10 protein-coding genes are annotated in these 15,584 nt (G+C 67.5%); 4 read left to right on the forward strand and 6 right to left on the reverse strand.

The genetic code is table 11. The features are described 5' to 3' along the window. Nucleotides 1-59 precede the first annotated feature (59 nt). Nucleotides 60-2,768 (forward strand): TonB-dependent receptor, encoded by a 2,709-nt coding sequence (locus ACLBWH_RS14625; protein ID WP_447799620.1) that lies wholly within the window; start codon nucleotides 60-62, stop codon nucleotides 2,766-2,768. A 150-nt stretch (nucleotides 2,769-2,918) separates the two neighbouring features. Continuing rightward, nucleotides 2,919-5,195, forward strand: a complete 2,277-nt coding sequence (locus tag ACLBWH_RS14630; RefSeq protein WP_447799621.1) for a TonB-dependent receptor — start codon at nucleotides 2,919-2,921, stop codon at nucleotides 5,193-5,195. Between the two features lie 87 nt (nucleotides 5,196-5,282). Here ACLBWH_RS14630 and ACLBWH_RS14635 read toward each other — a convergent pair whose 3' ends face one another. Continuing rightward, a complete protein-coding gene (locus tag ACLBWH_RS14635; protein ID WP_447799622.1) occupies nucleotides 5,283-7,739 on the reverse strand; it encodes a TonB-dependent receptor in 2,457 nt (818 codons plus the stop codon). Between the two features lie 275 nt (nucleotides 7,740-8,014). On the opposite strand from ACLBWH_RS14635, the gene ACLBWH_RS14640 reads away from it, so the two are divergent. Together ACLBWH_RS14640 and ACLBWH_RS14645 are read left to right on the forward strand one after the other, a co-directional pair. Then, entirely contained in the window at nucleotides 8,015-8,494 is a 480-nt protein-coding gene (locus tag ACLBWH_RS14640) for an Hsp20 family protein (protein ID WP_322849587.1), read from the forward strand. A gap of 62 nt (nucleotides 8,495-8,556) precedes the next feature. After that, a complete protein-coding gene (locus tag ACLBWH_RS14645) occupies nucleotides 8,557-9,069 on the forward strand; it encodes an Hsp20/alpha crystallin family protein (protein WP_322849588.1) in 513 nt (170 codons plus the stop codon). 71 nt (nucleotides 9,070-9,140) lie between these two features. Here ACLBWH_RS14645 and ACLBWH_RS14650 read toward each other — a convergent pair whose 3' ends face one another. From ACLBWH_RS14650 to ACLBWH_RS14670, 5 genes are all read right to left on the reverse strand, one after another. After that, entirely contained in the window at nucleotides 9,141-10,985 is a 1,845-nt protein-coding gene (locus tag ACLBWH_RS14650) for a glycoside hydrolase family 35 protein (RefSeq protein WP_447799623.1), read from the reverse strand. Between the two features lie 13 nt (nucleotides 10,986-10,998). Beyond that, nucleotides 10,999-11,886 (reverse strand): glutathione-dependent disulfide-bond oxidoreductase, encoded by an 888-nt coding sequence (gene yghU, locus ACLBWH_RS14655; protein ID WP_447799624.1) that lies wholly within the window; start codon nucleotides 11,884-11,886, stop codon nucleotides 10,999-11,001. A 100-nt stretch (nucleotides 11,887-11,986) separates the two neighbouring features. After that, entirely contained in the window at nucleotides 11,987-13,285 is a 1,299-nt protein-coding gene (locus tag ACLBWH_RS14660; RefSeq protein WP_447799625.1) for an O-acetylhomoserine aminocarboxypropyltransferase/cysteine synthase family protein, read from the reverse strand. 125 nt (nucleotides 13,286-13,410) lie between these two features. Beyond that, the gene (locus ACLBWH_RS14665) at nucleotides 13,411-14,040 is read right to left on the reverse strand and encodes a nucleoside/nucleotide kinase family protein (RefSeq protein WP_447799626.1); all 630 of its coding nucleotides are present in this window, start codon (nucleotides 14,038-14,040) and stop codon (nucleotides 13,411-13,413) included. Then, a complete protein-coding gene (locus ACLBWH_RS14670; protein WP_447799627.1) occupies nucleotides 14,037-15,410 on the reverse strand; it encodes a sugar porter family MFS transporter in 1,374 nt (457 codons plus the stop codon). The genes ACLBWH_RS14665 and ACLBWH_RS14670 overlap by 4 nt, the downstream gene beginning before the upstream one ends. Nucleotides 15,411-15,584: the final 174 nt, after the last annotated feature.

Below are 15,584 nucleotides of genomic sequence, written 5' to 3' on the forward strand. Positions count from 1 at the left end.
CGTTATGTCACCTATAGTGATTAAATGACGCTCCCATGTCAGACCTAGGGGGAAATTTCATGCTGCTACGAACCACCTGCCGTATCCTGTTGCTGCTGTCCGTCGCGATGCCCGCGATCGCCGTCGCGCAGACCGGCGCGCTCCCGCCGGCGCCCGATCAAAGCGCGTCGGCCACCGCCGGACCGGAGACGGAGGGCGATATCGTCGTCACGGGGGCGCGGCTGCAGGCGAAGAAGGACATCGCCGCCAAGCGCGAGATCGCGGTCATCTCCGACAGCATCAGTTCCGACGAAGTCGGCACGCTGCCGGACTTCGGGCTGGGCGAGGCGCTGACCCGCGTCCCCGGCGTCTCGACGATCCAGAACAATGGTCGCGGCGAGGCGCAATTCCTGTCGATCCGCGGGCTCAATGCCGATTACAATCTGGTCGAGATCGACGGCGTGCCGCTGCCCGCCAACGAGATCTCGCGCCGCAACGTCTCGCTCGACGTGATCCCGTCGTCGCTCGCGAGCCGGGTCGAGGTCTATAAGTCGATGACCGCGGCGATGAACGGCAATGCGATCGGCGGTATCGCCAATCTGCGCACGCGCAGCGCCTTCGACAACGGCGGCAAGAGCTTCGTCGGGGGTCGCGTCGATATCGGCCGCTGGGACTTCCGGCGCACGCGCGGCGGCAATCCGCCCTCGGGCCAGGCCGAGCTGGTCGGCGCGACGACCTTCGGTCCCGACCGCAAATTCGGCATCGTCGTCGCCGGCAGCTATTTCCGCCGGGTGAGCGCGTCGCTCGACAGCGCGAGCACGACACCGCTCTACGTCGATCCCGCGACCGGCCAGCGGCTGAACCCGGCGGTCAGCGATGCCGGCAACGCTGCGGTCGTACCGTCGGTCCGCCGCTGGCTGCACTATGACAATCTTCGCCAGCGTTACGGCGGCTTCGCCAAGCTGGAGTTCGACGATCATGCGATGTTCAGCGGCGCGCTGACCGTCGCCGAATTCCATCACACCAACGACGAGGATCGCCAGGCGAACAGCGTCACACCGAACAATGCGGTGACCGCGGCGACCAACAAATACACTTATATCACCAATGTCACGCAGTCGGGCGGCAAGGTGACCAGCGGCAATTACGCACAGGCCGACGAGTCCCGCTTCTTCCAGAAGCGCGGGATCAAATATGCCGATCTGCATGGCGAGCTGACGCCCGGCGACCATGTCCGTGCCGATTTCGGGGTCAATTATGCGATCGCCACCTATCGTCAGGACGCGACGACATCGGTCTTCCGCATCCCCGCCGGCACGCGTCTCGCTTATACTTACGCGATTACGCCGGGCGGATTCCCGCAATTCACCTTCGCCGAGCCGGCCTATGTCGCCGATCCGACGAGGTACAATTTCTATGATTACCAGACCACGCCCGACGATCAGAAGGAGAAGGCGCTGACCGCGCGGGCCAATCTGGCGGTCAACATGGCGAATGAGGATGACGGGTTCGGCTTTGCGACGGGCGCCTATGCGCGCTTCCTCGACCGCCGCTACGATCGCACCGTCAGCGACTACACGCCCATCGCCGGAGCCGCATCGCTCTCCAGCTTCATCGCGCCGCAGCGTTATACGCCGTATAACGGCGGCGGGCAGCGCGTGATGTTCTTCGATCCGGCCGCGGTCAGCGCCTATTTCGCCGCCAACCCGACCAAATTCACCGCGAACGCGACCAACGCTCAGGCAAGCCTGCAGTCGGATTATACGCTGACCGAAGAGATCAAGGCCGGCTATCTCATGGGGCGCTACGCCCGCGACGCGTTGCGGCTGACCGCCGGCGTACGGTACGAGGACACCGGCCTGTCGACGGGCTCTTATAATCTCACCACGACCGGCAAGACGGTGCGTCTCGGCTATGGGCAGCAGCGTCAGCATTACCGCGACTGGCTCCCTTCCGCGCAGCTCGACTGGAACGTGACCGCGGAGCTGCGCGCCCGTGCCGCCTTCAGCCGCACGCTCGCCCGGCCCAATTACAACGATCTGGCGGGCCGGCAGACGATCGCGATCAACGCGGGGACCAACTTCGTCACCATCACCACCGGCAATGCGCAGCTCCGTCCCCGCCGCAGCGACAATTACGACGTCAGCCTCGAATATTATCTCAACCGCGACGTCCTGTTCTCGGCGGCGGGCTTCATCAAGTCGGTACGCGACGAGATACTGACGGTCAGCAACACCGCGCTGCAACCGTTCAACGGTGTCGTCACGCAGGTCACCACCGTCCGGCCGGTCAACGCCAGCGGCACGGTGATCCGCGGCGTCGAACTCAATGCGGTGATCACCCGCATGGCCTTCCTGCCGCAGCCGCTCGACGGCTTCGGCATCGCCGCCAACGTCACGCTGCTGCAACCGACGCCGCCGACGATCATGATGACCAACGGCATCAGCCGCCGCCTGTCCAGCCTCGTCGAAAGTGCGAACGTCGTCGGCAACGTCCGTGCCTTTTATACGGTCGGACCGGTGACGGTGCAGGGCGCGTGGAACCACCTGTCGCCGCTGCTGCTGACAGCTTCGACCACCGACCCGACCCAGGACGTCCGCTACAAGGCGAGCGACACGTTCGACGCGCAGATCCGCCTCCGCCTCTCGCGCGCGATCACCGTCGTGGCCCAGGGCAAGAACCTGTCGGACAATCGCCCGACGCGCGTGACCGGCCCCGCCTTCAACCTGCTCAGCGAAGAGCTGGAAAACGGCCGGGCTTATTATATCGGCACGCTGTTCCGCTTCTGATCGAATGAAGACCGCCGCTGCCGTACGAGCCGATCCGCCGTACGGCAGCGGCGGCTGGTTGCCGTGGGAATGCCGTGGCCACCAACGCTTCAAGCCAAATGCGATTGACTCGCAACGACCCTGTCGGCAAAGCGCCGCCAGGGGGTGCTAATGCGAACTATTCACATCACCACGCTGGGTTTCGCCTTGTTCTGGGCCGGGACGGCGCAGGCGCAGCAGGCAACCGACGGCGCGCCGGACGGCGACATCATCGTCACCGGCGAAAAGTCGAACCGCACGGTGCAGGAAACGACGACGAGCGTCGCCGTCACCACGCCGGCGCGGATCGAACAGGAAAATATCCTGACGATCCAGGACATCTACAATCGCACCGCGAACGTGTCGGAGACCTACGGCTCGGCCGGGTTCACGATCCGCGGCATCAACAACATGGGCGTCGGCGGCGGCGGCAATGCCGATACCGCGACCGTCTATGTCGATCGCGCGCCGATCCCGCGCGAGGCCTTGTTCGGCGGCCCGACCGACCTGTGGGACGTCGCGCAGGTCGAGATCCTGCGCGGACCGCAATCGACGATCCAGGGGCTGAACGCGCTGGCGGGGGCGGTCGTGCTCACCACGCGCGATGCCTCGACCACCGACTATAGCGCCGACGGACGCGTGCTGTGGAGCGAATATGACGACCGCACCCTCTCGGCCGCGGTCGGCGGGCCGCTTGTCAGGGATCAGCTGGGGTTTCGCCTCTCGGCGGAGCGCCGCGCCGATCGCGGGCTGATCCGCAACGTCACCCGCGGCGGCTACGACGATGCGCTGCGCTCGCTCAACCTTCGCGGCAAGTTGAAATGGACGCCGATCGCGCTGCCGGGGCTGGAGGTCCGCGCGAGCTACAATCGCGTCCGGCGCGATGGCGGCTATCTGTACGAATATGCCCGCATCGACCGGCCCGATTATTTCCACGACCGTGTCTCCACCGGTGATGCGCCGAGCCGCGGCAAGATCGACAGCGACATTGCGCTGCTGGACGTCGGCTATACGATCGCCCCGCGGCTGCGGCTGTCCAGTGTCACGTCGTTCAACAAGACGCATTCGCATGCTCAGATCGACACCGACGGCACCGCCGCCGACCTGCAGGTGGTCGACAACACCAACGATTTCCGCACCTGGACGCAGGAACTGCGGCTTAATTACGACGGGGAACGGCTGAGCGGCGTGCTCGGCGGCTGGGCCTATCGCCGCGGCGGCGGGCTGATCGCCGCCAACCGGCTCAACATCACCACGCCGACCGGCACGATCGCCGCCCTGTTGCAGGGTGGAGGGTTCCCGGCCGCGGCGGCGAGGCAGATCGCCACGCTCTACACCAATGCGCTGCCGGTGATCCCGATCGCTTATGCTGCGGATTCGCCGCAGCAGGTGCGCACGGCGGCGCTGTTCGGCGACGGGCGCTACAGGGTGACCGACCGGCTCTCGCTGATCGGCGGCTTCCGCTACGATCACGAGGAGAACCGGTATACCGCGGAGACGGTGGCACGCTTCACCGGCACGCTGCCGAACCCCGCCACGTTCGGCGCGACGGGAACGCCGCTGTTCCAGGCGATCACGGCGGTCAATCGCGGCGTGCTCGGGCTGGTGTCGAGCGCCTCGTCGGCGCGGGCGAGCAATGCGCGCAGCTTCGATGCGTTCCTGCCCAAGGCGGGCGTCAACGTCGACTGGACGCGCGATCTCAGCACCGCCTTCACCGTGCAGCGCGCCTATCGCTCGGGCGGGTCGAGCCAGAACCCGGCGCGCGCGCTGCTCGTCGCCTATGATCCCGAATATAGCTGGAATTACGAGGGATCGCTGCGGTCGCGCTGGCTGGGCGGGCGGCTGACGCTGAACGCCAACGTCTTCTATATCGACTGGCGGGATCAGCAGACCAACGCGCTGTTCGGGTTGAACGAATATGATTACAACACGGTCAACGCCGCCAAATCGCACCTCTATGGCTTCGAGGTCGAGGCGCAGGGTCGGATCAGCCGTGCGGTCGATGCCTATGCCTCGGTCGGGCATGTCGTCACCAAGTTCGACGATTTCACGCTGCCGAGCGGATCGAGCAGCGTGATCGATCTGGCCGGATCGCAATTCCCCTATGCCGCGCGCTGGACGCTCGCCGGCGGCGTCAACGCGCGGGTCGGGCCGATCGTTGGCAACATCAACGCCAGCTACCGCGGTCCGGTGTTCAGCGATGTCGGCGTGACGCAGACGCAGACGCGCCTACCGGGGCGGACGCTGGTGAACGCGCGGCTGGGCTGGGAGCGCGATGGCGTTACCCTCTTCGCCTTCGCCCGCAATTTGCTCGACGAAGACTATAGCCAATATCGCTACGCCAGCACCGGCCGCGCGATCCTCGGCGAACCGCAGACGTTCGGCGCAGGGGTGGAATTCCACCTGTGATCGCGGCGGTGGCGTCGTTTCGACGATTGTCGGGATGACCACCTCCGGATCGTCTCGAGACGAGACGATCCGGAGGCGTCGGCCGTTCTAGAAGTTGACCGCGGCGCTGAAGCGGAACGAACGGCCCAGGATCGGACGGGCGAGGATCGGCCCCGCCCCCTGCGATCCGATGGTCCGCGGATTGCCCTCGGTCAGCCCGATCTCGTTGGTCAGGTTGTTGCCCGTGACCTGGAGGCGGACATGGTCGAGCACATCGACCGACACGCCCGCGTCGAGCTGGTAGAAATGCGGCAGTAGCTGCTGGTTTTCGGGGTCGGAGAAGCGATCGCCGGTATATTGCAGCGTGGCGAACAGCGCCGGCCGCAGCGTGCCGATCGGCAGCTCATAGGCGGGAGTGACGCGCCAGCCCCATTTCGGCTGACGCTGCACACGGTTGCCGGTGTTGTCGATCAGGCCGTTGTTCGAGAAGAAGCCGCGATAGGTCGCGTCGAGATACGTCCCCGACGCGTTCAGGCTGAAGCCGCGGAACGGGCGCAGCGTGCCTTCCAGTTCGACGCCGGTCGCCTTCGCGCCGCCGGTCTGGCTCGACGGCACGTTGTTGATGATCTGCGTCGTCGCCAGCCCGTCGAAGGTGTTGTGGAAGCCGGTGGCGTAGAGGTTGATCCACGGCAGCGAGAGCTTGAGCCCGCCCTCATAGGTGTCGACCTGCGCCACGATGGTCAGCCCTTCGCGCAGATTGTCGAACGCCGGGAAGCTGTTGCCGCGGCTGTATCGGCCGAACACGCCGATGGTCCGGGTGAAGTCGTAATTGACACCGGCGGTCCACGACCATTTCGAATCGCCATAATCGATCCGTGTCGGTGCACCGATCACCGCAACGGCATTGTCGTAGAGCGTGGCGGCGTTGCCATCGAGATTGGCCGCCGCCGCGGCGGGGGTGCGGACGGTGCCGGTGACCTCGTGCCGCTGCCAGCGAACGCCGCCGTCGACGCGCAGTTCGGGCGTGATCTGCAGCTCGTCGACGCCGTACAAAGCGTAATCATTGCCTTCATAGCCCGCATTGACGAGGAAGGTCGGGCCGCTGGTGAAACCGCGCAGCGTCGCGGCGCGGCCGCCGTTCAGCGTCATGTCGACGACGCGGGCATTGGGCGTCGCGGTCAGCAGGATCTGGTTGCCTAGCGACCAATTGTCGCGCGTCGTGTAGTTGGCGTAATAGAAACCGCCGGTCAGCTTGTTTGATCCCGTGGTCCATTCGAGCGCGCTGTCGCTGACGAACGAGCTGATCTTCTTGCGGACTTCCCAGATACCAGCGCGCATCAGCGGCGTCGCCGCGCCGCCCGCCACCGCGCCACCGCCGTTGGCATAGGTGAGGCTGGCCACCGTCGAACCGGCACCGCCCAGGGTCGTTGCCAGTGCCGATGCGGCGGTCGGTGCATCGGCGGGAACGAGGCCGACGGTGTCGGCATCGCCGCCGAGATAGCTCAGCCGCTCGCGCAGGCGGACGCCGCCGGCGACCTCGTAATCGAAGGTCAGGCCGGTGTTGACGACCTTGGCGCCGCGCCCCTCGGCGAGATCTAGCGTGCGGCCGACGAGATTGGTCGTCACCCGCGTCTCGGGTCCGGCGAGCGTGCCGGTGCCCGCGTCGAAGCCGGCATATTCGCTGATCTTGCTGCCGTTCTGGACGATCGGGATCGGCAGCAGCCACTGGCCGTGGTCGTTCAGATAGCGCGCATAGACCTCGACCGAGCCGCGATCGCCGTCGAAATCGTGGTGGATGTTGGCGGTGACCTGTCCGCCCTTCTCGGCGCGGTAGCGGGGGTCGCGTATGCCATTGCCCTGCGCGTAATAGCCGCCGACCATGAAGCTGGTGTTGCCGCCGAGCGGGCCGGACACCCAGGCATCGCCGCGCGCCTCGTCATAATCGGTGTAGGAGAATTTGGCGAAGCCCTTGAACGTGTCGCCGCCGACGCGCGGCACGACGTTGACGGTGAGGCCAGGCTGGCCGTTCGAGAATAGCGAGCCGGTACCGCCGCGGACGGCCTCGACGCGCTGCACCGTCTCATCGAGGCGGATCAGCTGCGAGTTCTCGAGGAACGACAAGGTCGAGGGTGGGAAGATCGGCACGCCGCCGAGCTGGAAGGTGACGAATTGCGCGTCGCCGCCCGAGGGATAGCCGCGCACGAAGATGTTCGCGCCGTTCTGGCCGCCCGAGCTTTCCGCCATGACGCCAGGCACGGTGCGCAGCAGGTCGGCGGTGCTGTTCGGCGCGGCGCGCTCGATCGCATCGTTGCTGAGCGTGGTGACCGCGAACGCCGCATTCTGCCGCCGCGTGCCGCCGCCCGCGGTGCCGACGACGATGATGTCCTCACCGGCCTGCGCATCCGGATCGACGATCCCCGCATCGGGGGCGGCGCGCTGCGCGGTGCTCGTGGCGGGAACGGCCGCGTCGGCTGGGGCGGTCTGCGCATGGGCCTGTCCCGCGATCAGCAGCGCCAGCGGCGCGGCGCTCGCCCACAGATAGGCATTCCTCAGGATCTTGTTCATATCGTCCTCCCTGAACGTTCCGATGTCTGCCCGGAACCGTAGCCTCAGCCCTTAGGACCGTTACGGCCATTCGCCAATGCGGCACCGAAGATCGGCAGCATAAATTCGTCGCTCGCCAGCCCTCAAAAAATCTACCGACACCCCCTTGATCTCCCGATCGGCATTCCCAGTTTTCGCGCGCCGGACGCCGAACCGGGTCCGGACCGGACATCGAGGGCGCCGACTCCCGCGCCGGTGCCGCTCATGTCCAGATCGCTTCACAGGAGGATTTGGAGATGAGGACCAATTTCGACTTCACGCCCTATCGCCGCTCGACGGTGGGCTTCGACCGGCTGTTCGACCTGCTCGAAACCGGGCGCGGCGACGTCGCCGACGGCTATCCGCCCTTCGACATCGTCCGCGAGGGCGAGGATCGCTATCGCATCACGCTGGCGGTCGCCGGCTTCCGCCCCGACCAGATCGAGGTGGTCGCGCAGCAGAACCAGTTGATCGTCACCGGCAAGCGCGAGGCCGAGCAGGACGACGCGCGCTACCTGCACCACGGCATCGCCGCGCGGCCGTTCGAACGGCGCTTCCAGCTCGCCGATTTCATCGAGGTGGACGAGGCGCGCTGCGACAACGGCCTGCTCAGCATCGCACTCAGGCGCGTCGTTCCCGATGCGATGAAGCCGCGCCGGATCGCGATCGGCGGCGGAACGCCCGCCGCTGCCACCCGCATCGGCGAGGGCGACAGCGAGGCGCTCCGCGCCGCCTGATCGCAGCCCCGCCGCATCGATCGACCCGCATCATCTTACTGACCAGAAAGGAGACAGGACCCATGGCCATTCGTGATCTGATCCCCTGGAGCCGCACGGACGAGCGTGTCCCGGCGGCGTTCGGCGTCGAGCAGGACCGGCGCGATCCGCTGCTCTCGCTGCATCGCGAGATGAACCGGCTGTTCGACGACGTCGTCCGCGGTTTCGGCGTTCCCACCTTCGCCGGCACGGAGCGCGCGTTGCTCTCGCCGAAGCTCGAACTCGGCGAGACCGACGACGAGATCCGCGTCACCGCGGAACTGCCCGGACTCGACGAGAAGGATGTCGAGATCGTCGCCGAGGACGGCGTGCTGACGCTGCGCGGCGAGAAGAAATCGGAGGTCGAGGACAGGGATCGCGGCTATTCCGAACGCAGCTACGGCCGGTTCGAACGCCGGATCGGCCTGCCGCGCACCGTCGAGGCCGACAAGGCGAGCGCCAGCTTCCGCAATGGCGTGCTCACCATCACCTTGCCCAAATCGGCCGCCGCCACCGACAACGTCCGCCGCATCCCGATCCATAGCGATGCCGCCTGACGGCTACGCCCGGCCGCGGCGTCGCGGCCGGGCACCGGGCCATGCGGGCAAGCACCAGCGGTGGCGGCGCGCTATTGCGCCTCTCTTGTCGTTGTCACTTTGCCGAACACCGGGGCGTCGACCGTCGTCAGACGATCGCTGGGGTCGCCGGTGACGTCGAAGGCGATGATGCGGTTGACGCCGCGCTGCAGCCACGGTGCGGGCGTGTAGAGCGTGTGGACCGGCCCGATCGACCAGAAGCGGCCGAGATTGTGGCTGCCGAGCCAGAGCTGCCCCTTATGCAGGCCGCGCACGTCGAGATAGGTGTCGCCCGGCTGATCCACCGTCATCTCCGCCTCGTAGAAGCACGGTCCGACGCAGGGCGCGGCCGTGAAGCGAAGGCTCGACGGATCGTCCATGGGCAGGCGGTACATCCGCCAGTCCTCCAGCGTCTTGCCGTCGAGCGTCACCGCGCCGGTCAGCCCGGTCTGTTCGGTGCGGATCGCGTGCGAATAGTTCACCCGCCCGGTATTCTCGACCAGCACGTCGAGCGTCGCGGCCCCGGCGCGGGGCGGCAGCGTCACGCTCTCCTGCCCCAGCCGGCGATCGAGCGTGCCCGCGAGTTTGCGGTCGACATAGACCTGCGCATAGCTGTGCATGCCCTTGAGCGTCAGCGTCCCGCCCCCGCCCGCCGGCAGCGCGACGCGATAGAGGACATAGCCGTAATTCTGGTCGAGTTCCTCGAAGGTCAGCGGCAGGCGCGCGCGCACCGGATCGGGCAGATTGTCCCATAGCGACGCGCTGCGCCGGATCGGCGAGACCGGGAAGGTGACCGCGACCGTCGGCGCCGGGGTGGGCGCGGCGGGCTTGCCCGTCACCTCGGCGATCGCCTTGGCGATCAGCGCATATTTGTAGCGCGGATTGCCCGCCTCATCGATCGGCGCATCGTAATCGTAGCTGGTCGTATCGGGATGGTAATCGGTGCCGGTATGCGAATCGGCGCCGTTCATCCAGCCGAAGGTCGTGCCGCCGTGAACCATGTACAGCGAGATCGAATAGCCGCGCTGGAGCATGAAGCGCATCTCCTCGGCTTCCTTGCGACCGTCGGTTTCGTGATGGTCCTCGCCCCATTTGTCGAACCAGCCGGCCCAATATTCGCCGACCATGCGCAGCCCCCCGGGGCGATACGCCTCGAGCTTGGCGACCGCATTGGCCGCACCGCCCGAGCCGAAATTGACCACCGAGGGGAGTTGCGGCAGCGAGCCCTTGGCGAGGTCCGACGCCTGGTTCGAGGTGAACAGCACGCCATCGGCGAGGCCGGCGCGGCGATAGGTCGCCTCCAGCCCCCGCAGATACGCCTTGTCGTCGCCGAAGGCGCCATATTCGTTCTCGAGCTGCACCGCGACGATCGGGCCGCCGTTGGCGAGCAGCAGTGGCTTCACCTCCTGCCCCAGCCGGACGATCCAGCGCTCCACCGCGGCGGTATAGGCGGGGTCGGTCGAGCGCAGGACGAGCTTGCGGTCCTTGAGCAGCCACGAAGGATAGCCGCCCAATTCCCATTCGGCGCAGACATAGGGGCCGGGCCGCAGGATGACGTCGAGCCCCTCCGCCTGCGCGTCGCGGATGAAGGCGGCGATGTCGTTCTGGCCGCTGAAATCGTAGACGCCGGGCCGCGGCTCGTGGACGTTCCAGAAGGCGTAGGTGGTGATGGTGTTGAGCCCCATCGCCTTCGCCTTGCGCAATCGGTCGCGCCAATAGGCGCGCGGGATGCGGACGTAATGGATCTCGCCGGAGATGACCTGATAGGGCTTGCCGTCCTTGACGAAACCGGCCCCGGCGACCGCGAAGCCGGGCGCCGGGGCCGCCGGTTGCGCACCCGCCGCCGTCGCCGCCATGGCGAGCGCCGCCCCCGATAAAAGTCGCTTCGCCAGGATCATCCGTCATTCCCCCTTATGGATTGGCCGTCGCCGCGAGCGCCGCGTCGATATCCGCCGCTTCGTGCCGTTCGCGCAGGATGCTGCCCGGCTCGCCCATGATGCGGTTGACGATACGGCCGCGCCGCACCGGTTCGCGCGCCGCGATCCGGTCGGCCCAGCGTTGCAGATCGGGATAGTCGCCGGCACTCAGGAACGTGCTCGCGCCATAGGTGCCGGTGAGCAGTCCGCCATACCAGGGCCAGACCGCGATATCAGCGATCGAATAGTCGTCGCCCGCCAGATAGCTATGCTCCGCCAGATGCGTGTCGAGCACGTGGAGCTGACGCTTGGCCTCCATCGCATAGCGGTCGATCGCATATTGGATCTTGATCGGCGCATAAGCGTAGAAATGGCCGAAGCCGCCGCCGACGAACGGCGCCGAGCCCATCTGCCACATCAGCCAGTTGATCGCCTGTACCCGCGCCGCCGGATCGGCCGGCAGGAAGGCGCCGAATTTTTCGGCGAGATACAGCAGGATCGATCCGCTCTCGAACACCCGCGTCGGCGGGGTCGTGGCGTGATCGGCGAGCGCCGGGATCTTCGAATTGGGATTGAGCGCGACGAAGCCGCTGCCGAACTGGTCGCCCTTGCCGATCTCGATCAGCCACGCGTCGTATTCGGCGCCGGCATGGCCCGCGGCAAGCAATTCCTCGAGCAGGATCGTCACCTTCTGCCCGTTGGGCGTGCCGAGCGAATAGAGCTGGAGCGGATGCTGCCCGACCGGCAGCGGCGCATCGTGCGTCGCGCCCGAGACGGGGCGGTTGATGCTGGCGAACTGGCCGCCGTTCGACCGGTCCCACGTCCACACCGCGGGCGGCACATAGCCCGCGGGCAGATTGTTCGCGCCATCCTCGTCAGCCATGATCTTCCTTTCGTCCATGTCCTATCGCCGGGGCCGGCGATCGCCAAGATCGCCGGCCTAGCATGCTGTTTGGCAAGAGTTTTGTCGGTCGCCGAGGCGGCTATGCCACGGCGCGATCGAGTGCCTGGCGCAAATCGGCGAGGATGTCCTCCTCATGCTCCAGCCCGACCGACAGGCGAACGTAGCCGTCGGAGACGCCGGTTGCGAGCCGCTCCTCGGGCGAAAGCTGCGAATGGGTGGTCGAGGCCGGATGGATCGCGAGGCTGCGCGCGTCGCCGATATTGGCGACATGGTAGAACAATGCGAGCGCATTGATGAACGCGCGCCCCGCCGCCTCCCCGCCGGCCAGTTCGAAGCCGACGAGCCCGCCCTGCCCGCCGGTCAGGTAGCGTGCGGCGCGCTCCGCCTGCACGCCGGTCTGCACCGAGGGGTGGATGACCCGCGTCACCTCGGGCCGGGACTGGAGGAAGGCGACGACCGCCGCCGCATTGGCGCAATGGCGCGGCATGCGCAGCGGCAGCGTCTCGAGCCCTTGCAGGATCTGGAAGGCGTTGAACGGCGACAGCGCCGCACCGAGATCGCGGAGCAGCACGGTGCGCGCGCGCAGGATATAGGCGATCGGCCCCAAGGGTTTGGCCGCCTGGCTCCACACCGCGCCGTGATAGCTGGCGTCGGGCGTGTTGAGCAGCGGCTGACGTTCGGGAAACGCCGCCCAGTCGAAATTGCCGCCATCGACGATGATCCCGCCGATCGACGTACCGTGGCCGCCGATATATTTCGTGGTCGAATAGACGACGATCGCCGCGCCGTGATCGAACGGCCGCGCGAGCAGCGGCGCCGCGGTATTGTCGACGATCAGCGGGATGCCCAGCGGCCGGCCGAGCGCCGCGATCTCGGCGATCGGCCCGACGATCAGCTTGGGATTGGGCAAGGTCTCGACATACCAGGCGCGCGTCCGCGCGTCGCTCGCCCGCGAAAACGCGTGCGGATCGGCGGGATCGACGAAGCGCACCTCGATCCCCTGATCCTTCAGCGTGTTGGCGAACAGGTTCCAGGTGCCGCCGTACAGATCGGTGCCGCTGACGATATTGTCGCCGGCCCGCGCGAGGTTCTGCACCGCATAAGCGGACGCCGCCTGCCCCGATGCCACCGCCAGCGCCGCCGCGCCGCCCTCGATCGCGGCGATCCGCTGTTCGAGCACGTCGGTCGTCGGATTGCCGAGCCGGGTGTAGATGTTGCCCAGCTCGCGCAGCGCGAACAGGTCGGCGGCGTGATCGGTGTCGCGGAACTGGTAGGAGGTGGTCTGATAGACCGGCGGCGCCACCGCGCCGGTCGCCGGATCGGCGCGCCAGCCGGCATGCAGCGCGAGCGTTTCGGGGTGCAGCGTGTGATCGACCATGGCCATCGTCCTCTTCGAGCGGGTGCTGTGTCGGCCGCGATGCTAGCCACGCGCCCACCGAAGGGGAGATACTTTTGCTTGCCGGTGCCAAGCCGCGGCCATCGGCCGCGTCGGCACCGTGCGGGTCAGCCGGACGTCACGTCGACGGCGAAATCGGCGCGTGCGGCGCTCCGTTCGATCCGGACGGCGTTCGGCTCGTCGGTATGGTCGATCCAGGCGAGCGCCGCCGCGCGGCTGCGGCCGAATGCCATATGCCGGGCGAGCAGCCAGTCGCGGCGCTGCGCCGGCGGCGTGCGGACGTAGCAGCAGCGATCGAGCAGATCGCGCACCGGCGACCAGGGTCCGTCGAGGAGCAGATAATTGCCCTCGACCAGGACGAGCGGCGTGTCCGCCGGGACCGGGATCGCGCCGGCGACCGCCTCCTCGATCGCGCGCTCGAACCGGGGGGCGTAGACGGTCTCGCCGGCGAGCGGGTACCGCAGGCGATCGAGCAGCGCGACGAACCCCGCCACGTCGAAGGTGTCGGGCGCGCCTTTGCGGTCGCGGCGGCCGAGCCGGTCGAGTTCCGCATTGGCGAGGTGGAAACCGTCCATCGGCACGACGACCGTCTGGTCCGCGAATTGCACCGCGATCCGTTCGGCGAGCGTCGACTTGCCCGCGCCGGGCGGGCCGACGATGCCGAACAATGCGCGGCCGCCGCGGGCGATCAGCGCGCCGATCGCATCGTGGAGGACGGTGGGCAGCGCGTCGGTCATCGTGCCGCCGCGAAGGTGCCGTTCTGCAAGCTCGCCTCGATCTCCTCGAGCGAACGCCCCTTCGTCTCGGGGACGAAGCGCCAGACGAACCCCCAGGCGAGCAGGTTCATCCCGGCGAACAGCCAGAAGGTCGCGGCGGTGCCCAGCCCCTGGACGAGGCTGAGCGTCGTCAGCGTCACCAGCAGGTCGAAGCTCCAGTGCGACAGAGCGACGAGGCTCATCCCCTTGCCGCGTACCGACAGCGGGAACACCTCCGCACCGACCAGCCAGATCGCCGCCGAGATGCTGCCGACGTTGAACACCTCATAGCCGAGCAGCCCCGCCGCCGCGACCCAGCGCATCGCGCCGGTCGGCGCGCCGTGCGCGAAGGCGATCCCGATCATCGCCAGCCCGATCACCGCCCCCGGCAGGAACCGCAGCATCAATCGCCGCCGCCCCCAGTGGTCGACCGCCCAGGTGCCGAAGATCGTCGTCAGCACGATCGTCACGCCGACGACGAGCGAGGTCAGCAGCGCGGCATTCTGGCCGAGCCCGGCGTTGGTCGCGATGGTGGGCGCGTAATAGATCACCGCATTGGTGCCGGTGATCTGCGAGAACATCGCGACGCCGGCCCCGGCGATCAGCGCCGGGCGCATCCGGCCCGACAGGAGCGTGCGCCAGCGACCCTCTACGTGCACCGTCTCGCCGATCGCGGCGAGTTCGGTCTCGACCTCCGCCGCGCTCGGCCGCAGCCGTGCGAGGATGGCGCGCGCCTTCGCCACGTCGCCCTTGAGCGCGAGATAGCGCGGGCTTTCGGGCAGCACGATCATGCCGATCAGCAAGATCGCCGCCGGCACCACGCCGAGCAGGAACATCAGCCGCCAGTCGCCCCCCTCGCCCAACAGCCCGTCGGCGACGCGGCTGCCGCCGAGCAGCCAGCCGACGATCGTCGACACCAGGATGCCGCCGACGACCGCGAGCTGGAACATCACCACCATCGCGCCGCGCCGCGCCGCCGGCGCCAGCTCGGCGATATAGACCGGGATGATCTGGCTCGCCGCGCCGACCGCGAGGCCGAGGACGAGACGCGCGGCGGTCAGCGACGCCACCGACCCGGCGACGGTCGACGCCACGGAGGCGATCATGAAGACGATGGCGGCGACCATGACGGTGGGCCGCCGGCCGATCCGGTCCGACAGCGGCCCGGCGCCCATGCATCCGACGAGCGCGCCGGCGACGATCGCGGCGGTCACGATCTGCTTGCCGACGACGGTGATCGGGAAGCTCTCGCCGATGAACAGCAACGCCGCCGAGATGATGCCGGTATCGTAGCCGAACAGCAGACCGCCCAGCGCGGCGATGCCGGCGATCAACAGCACATGTGCACGCATCCAGTATCCTCCGTTCCGGCCGATCGACGGCTGACGCCCGGCCGTAATCCCCAATCGCCGCATGTTCCAGAGGGGCGGCGATCTTCGTATCCTGCGGATCGCGATGCCGTGACGGAAGATGCTCCTCGGGCTAAGTCCGAAGCCTGCTCGGCCGCAACGCCGCTTGACGCCAGG

This window comes from Sphingomonas sp. M6A6_1c (assembly GCF_053345135.1).

Coding starts and splice junctions, on each gene's coding strand:
- ACLBWH_RS14665 (WP_447799626.1), bottom strand. CDS start 14,040: ATGACCGACGCGCTGCCCACCGTCCTCCACGATGCGATCGGCGCGCTG.
- ACLBWH_RS14670 (WP_447799627.1), bottom strand. CDS start 15,410: ATGCGTGCACATGTGCTGTTGATCGCCGGCATCGCCGCGCTGGGCGGT.
- yghU (WP_447799624.1), bottom strand. CDS start 11,886: ATGGCTGACGAGGATGGCGCGAACAATCTGCCCGCGGGCTATGTGCCG.
- ACLBWH_RS14640 (WP_322849587.1), top strand. CDS start 8,015: ATGAGGACCAATTTCGACTTCACGCCCTATCGCCGCTCGACGGTGGGC.
- ACLBWH_RS14645 (WP_322849588.1), top strand. CDS start 8,557: ATGGCCATTCGTGATCTGATCCCCTGGAGCCGCACGGACGAGCGTGTC.
- ACLBWH_RS14660 (WP_447799625.1), bottom strand. CDS start 13,285: ATGGTCGATCACACGCTGCACCCCGAAACGCTCGCGCTGCATGCCGGC.
- ACLBWH_RS14635 (WP_447799622.1), bottom strand. CDS start 7,739: ATGAACAAGATCCTGAGGAATGCCTATCTGTGGGCGAGCGCCGCGCCG.
- ACLBWH_RS14630 (WP_447799621.1), top strand. CDS start 2,919: ATGCGAACTATTCACATCACCACGCTGGGTTTCGCCTTGTTCTGGGCC.
- ACLBWH_RS14650 (WP_447799623.1), bottom strand. CDS start 10,985: ATGATCCTGGCGAAGCGACTTTTATCGGGGGCGGCGCTCGCCATGGCG.
- ACLBWH_RS14625 (WP_447799620.1), top strand. CDS start 60: ATGCTGCTACGAACCACCTGCCGTATCCTGTTGCTGCTGTCCGTCGCG.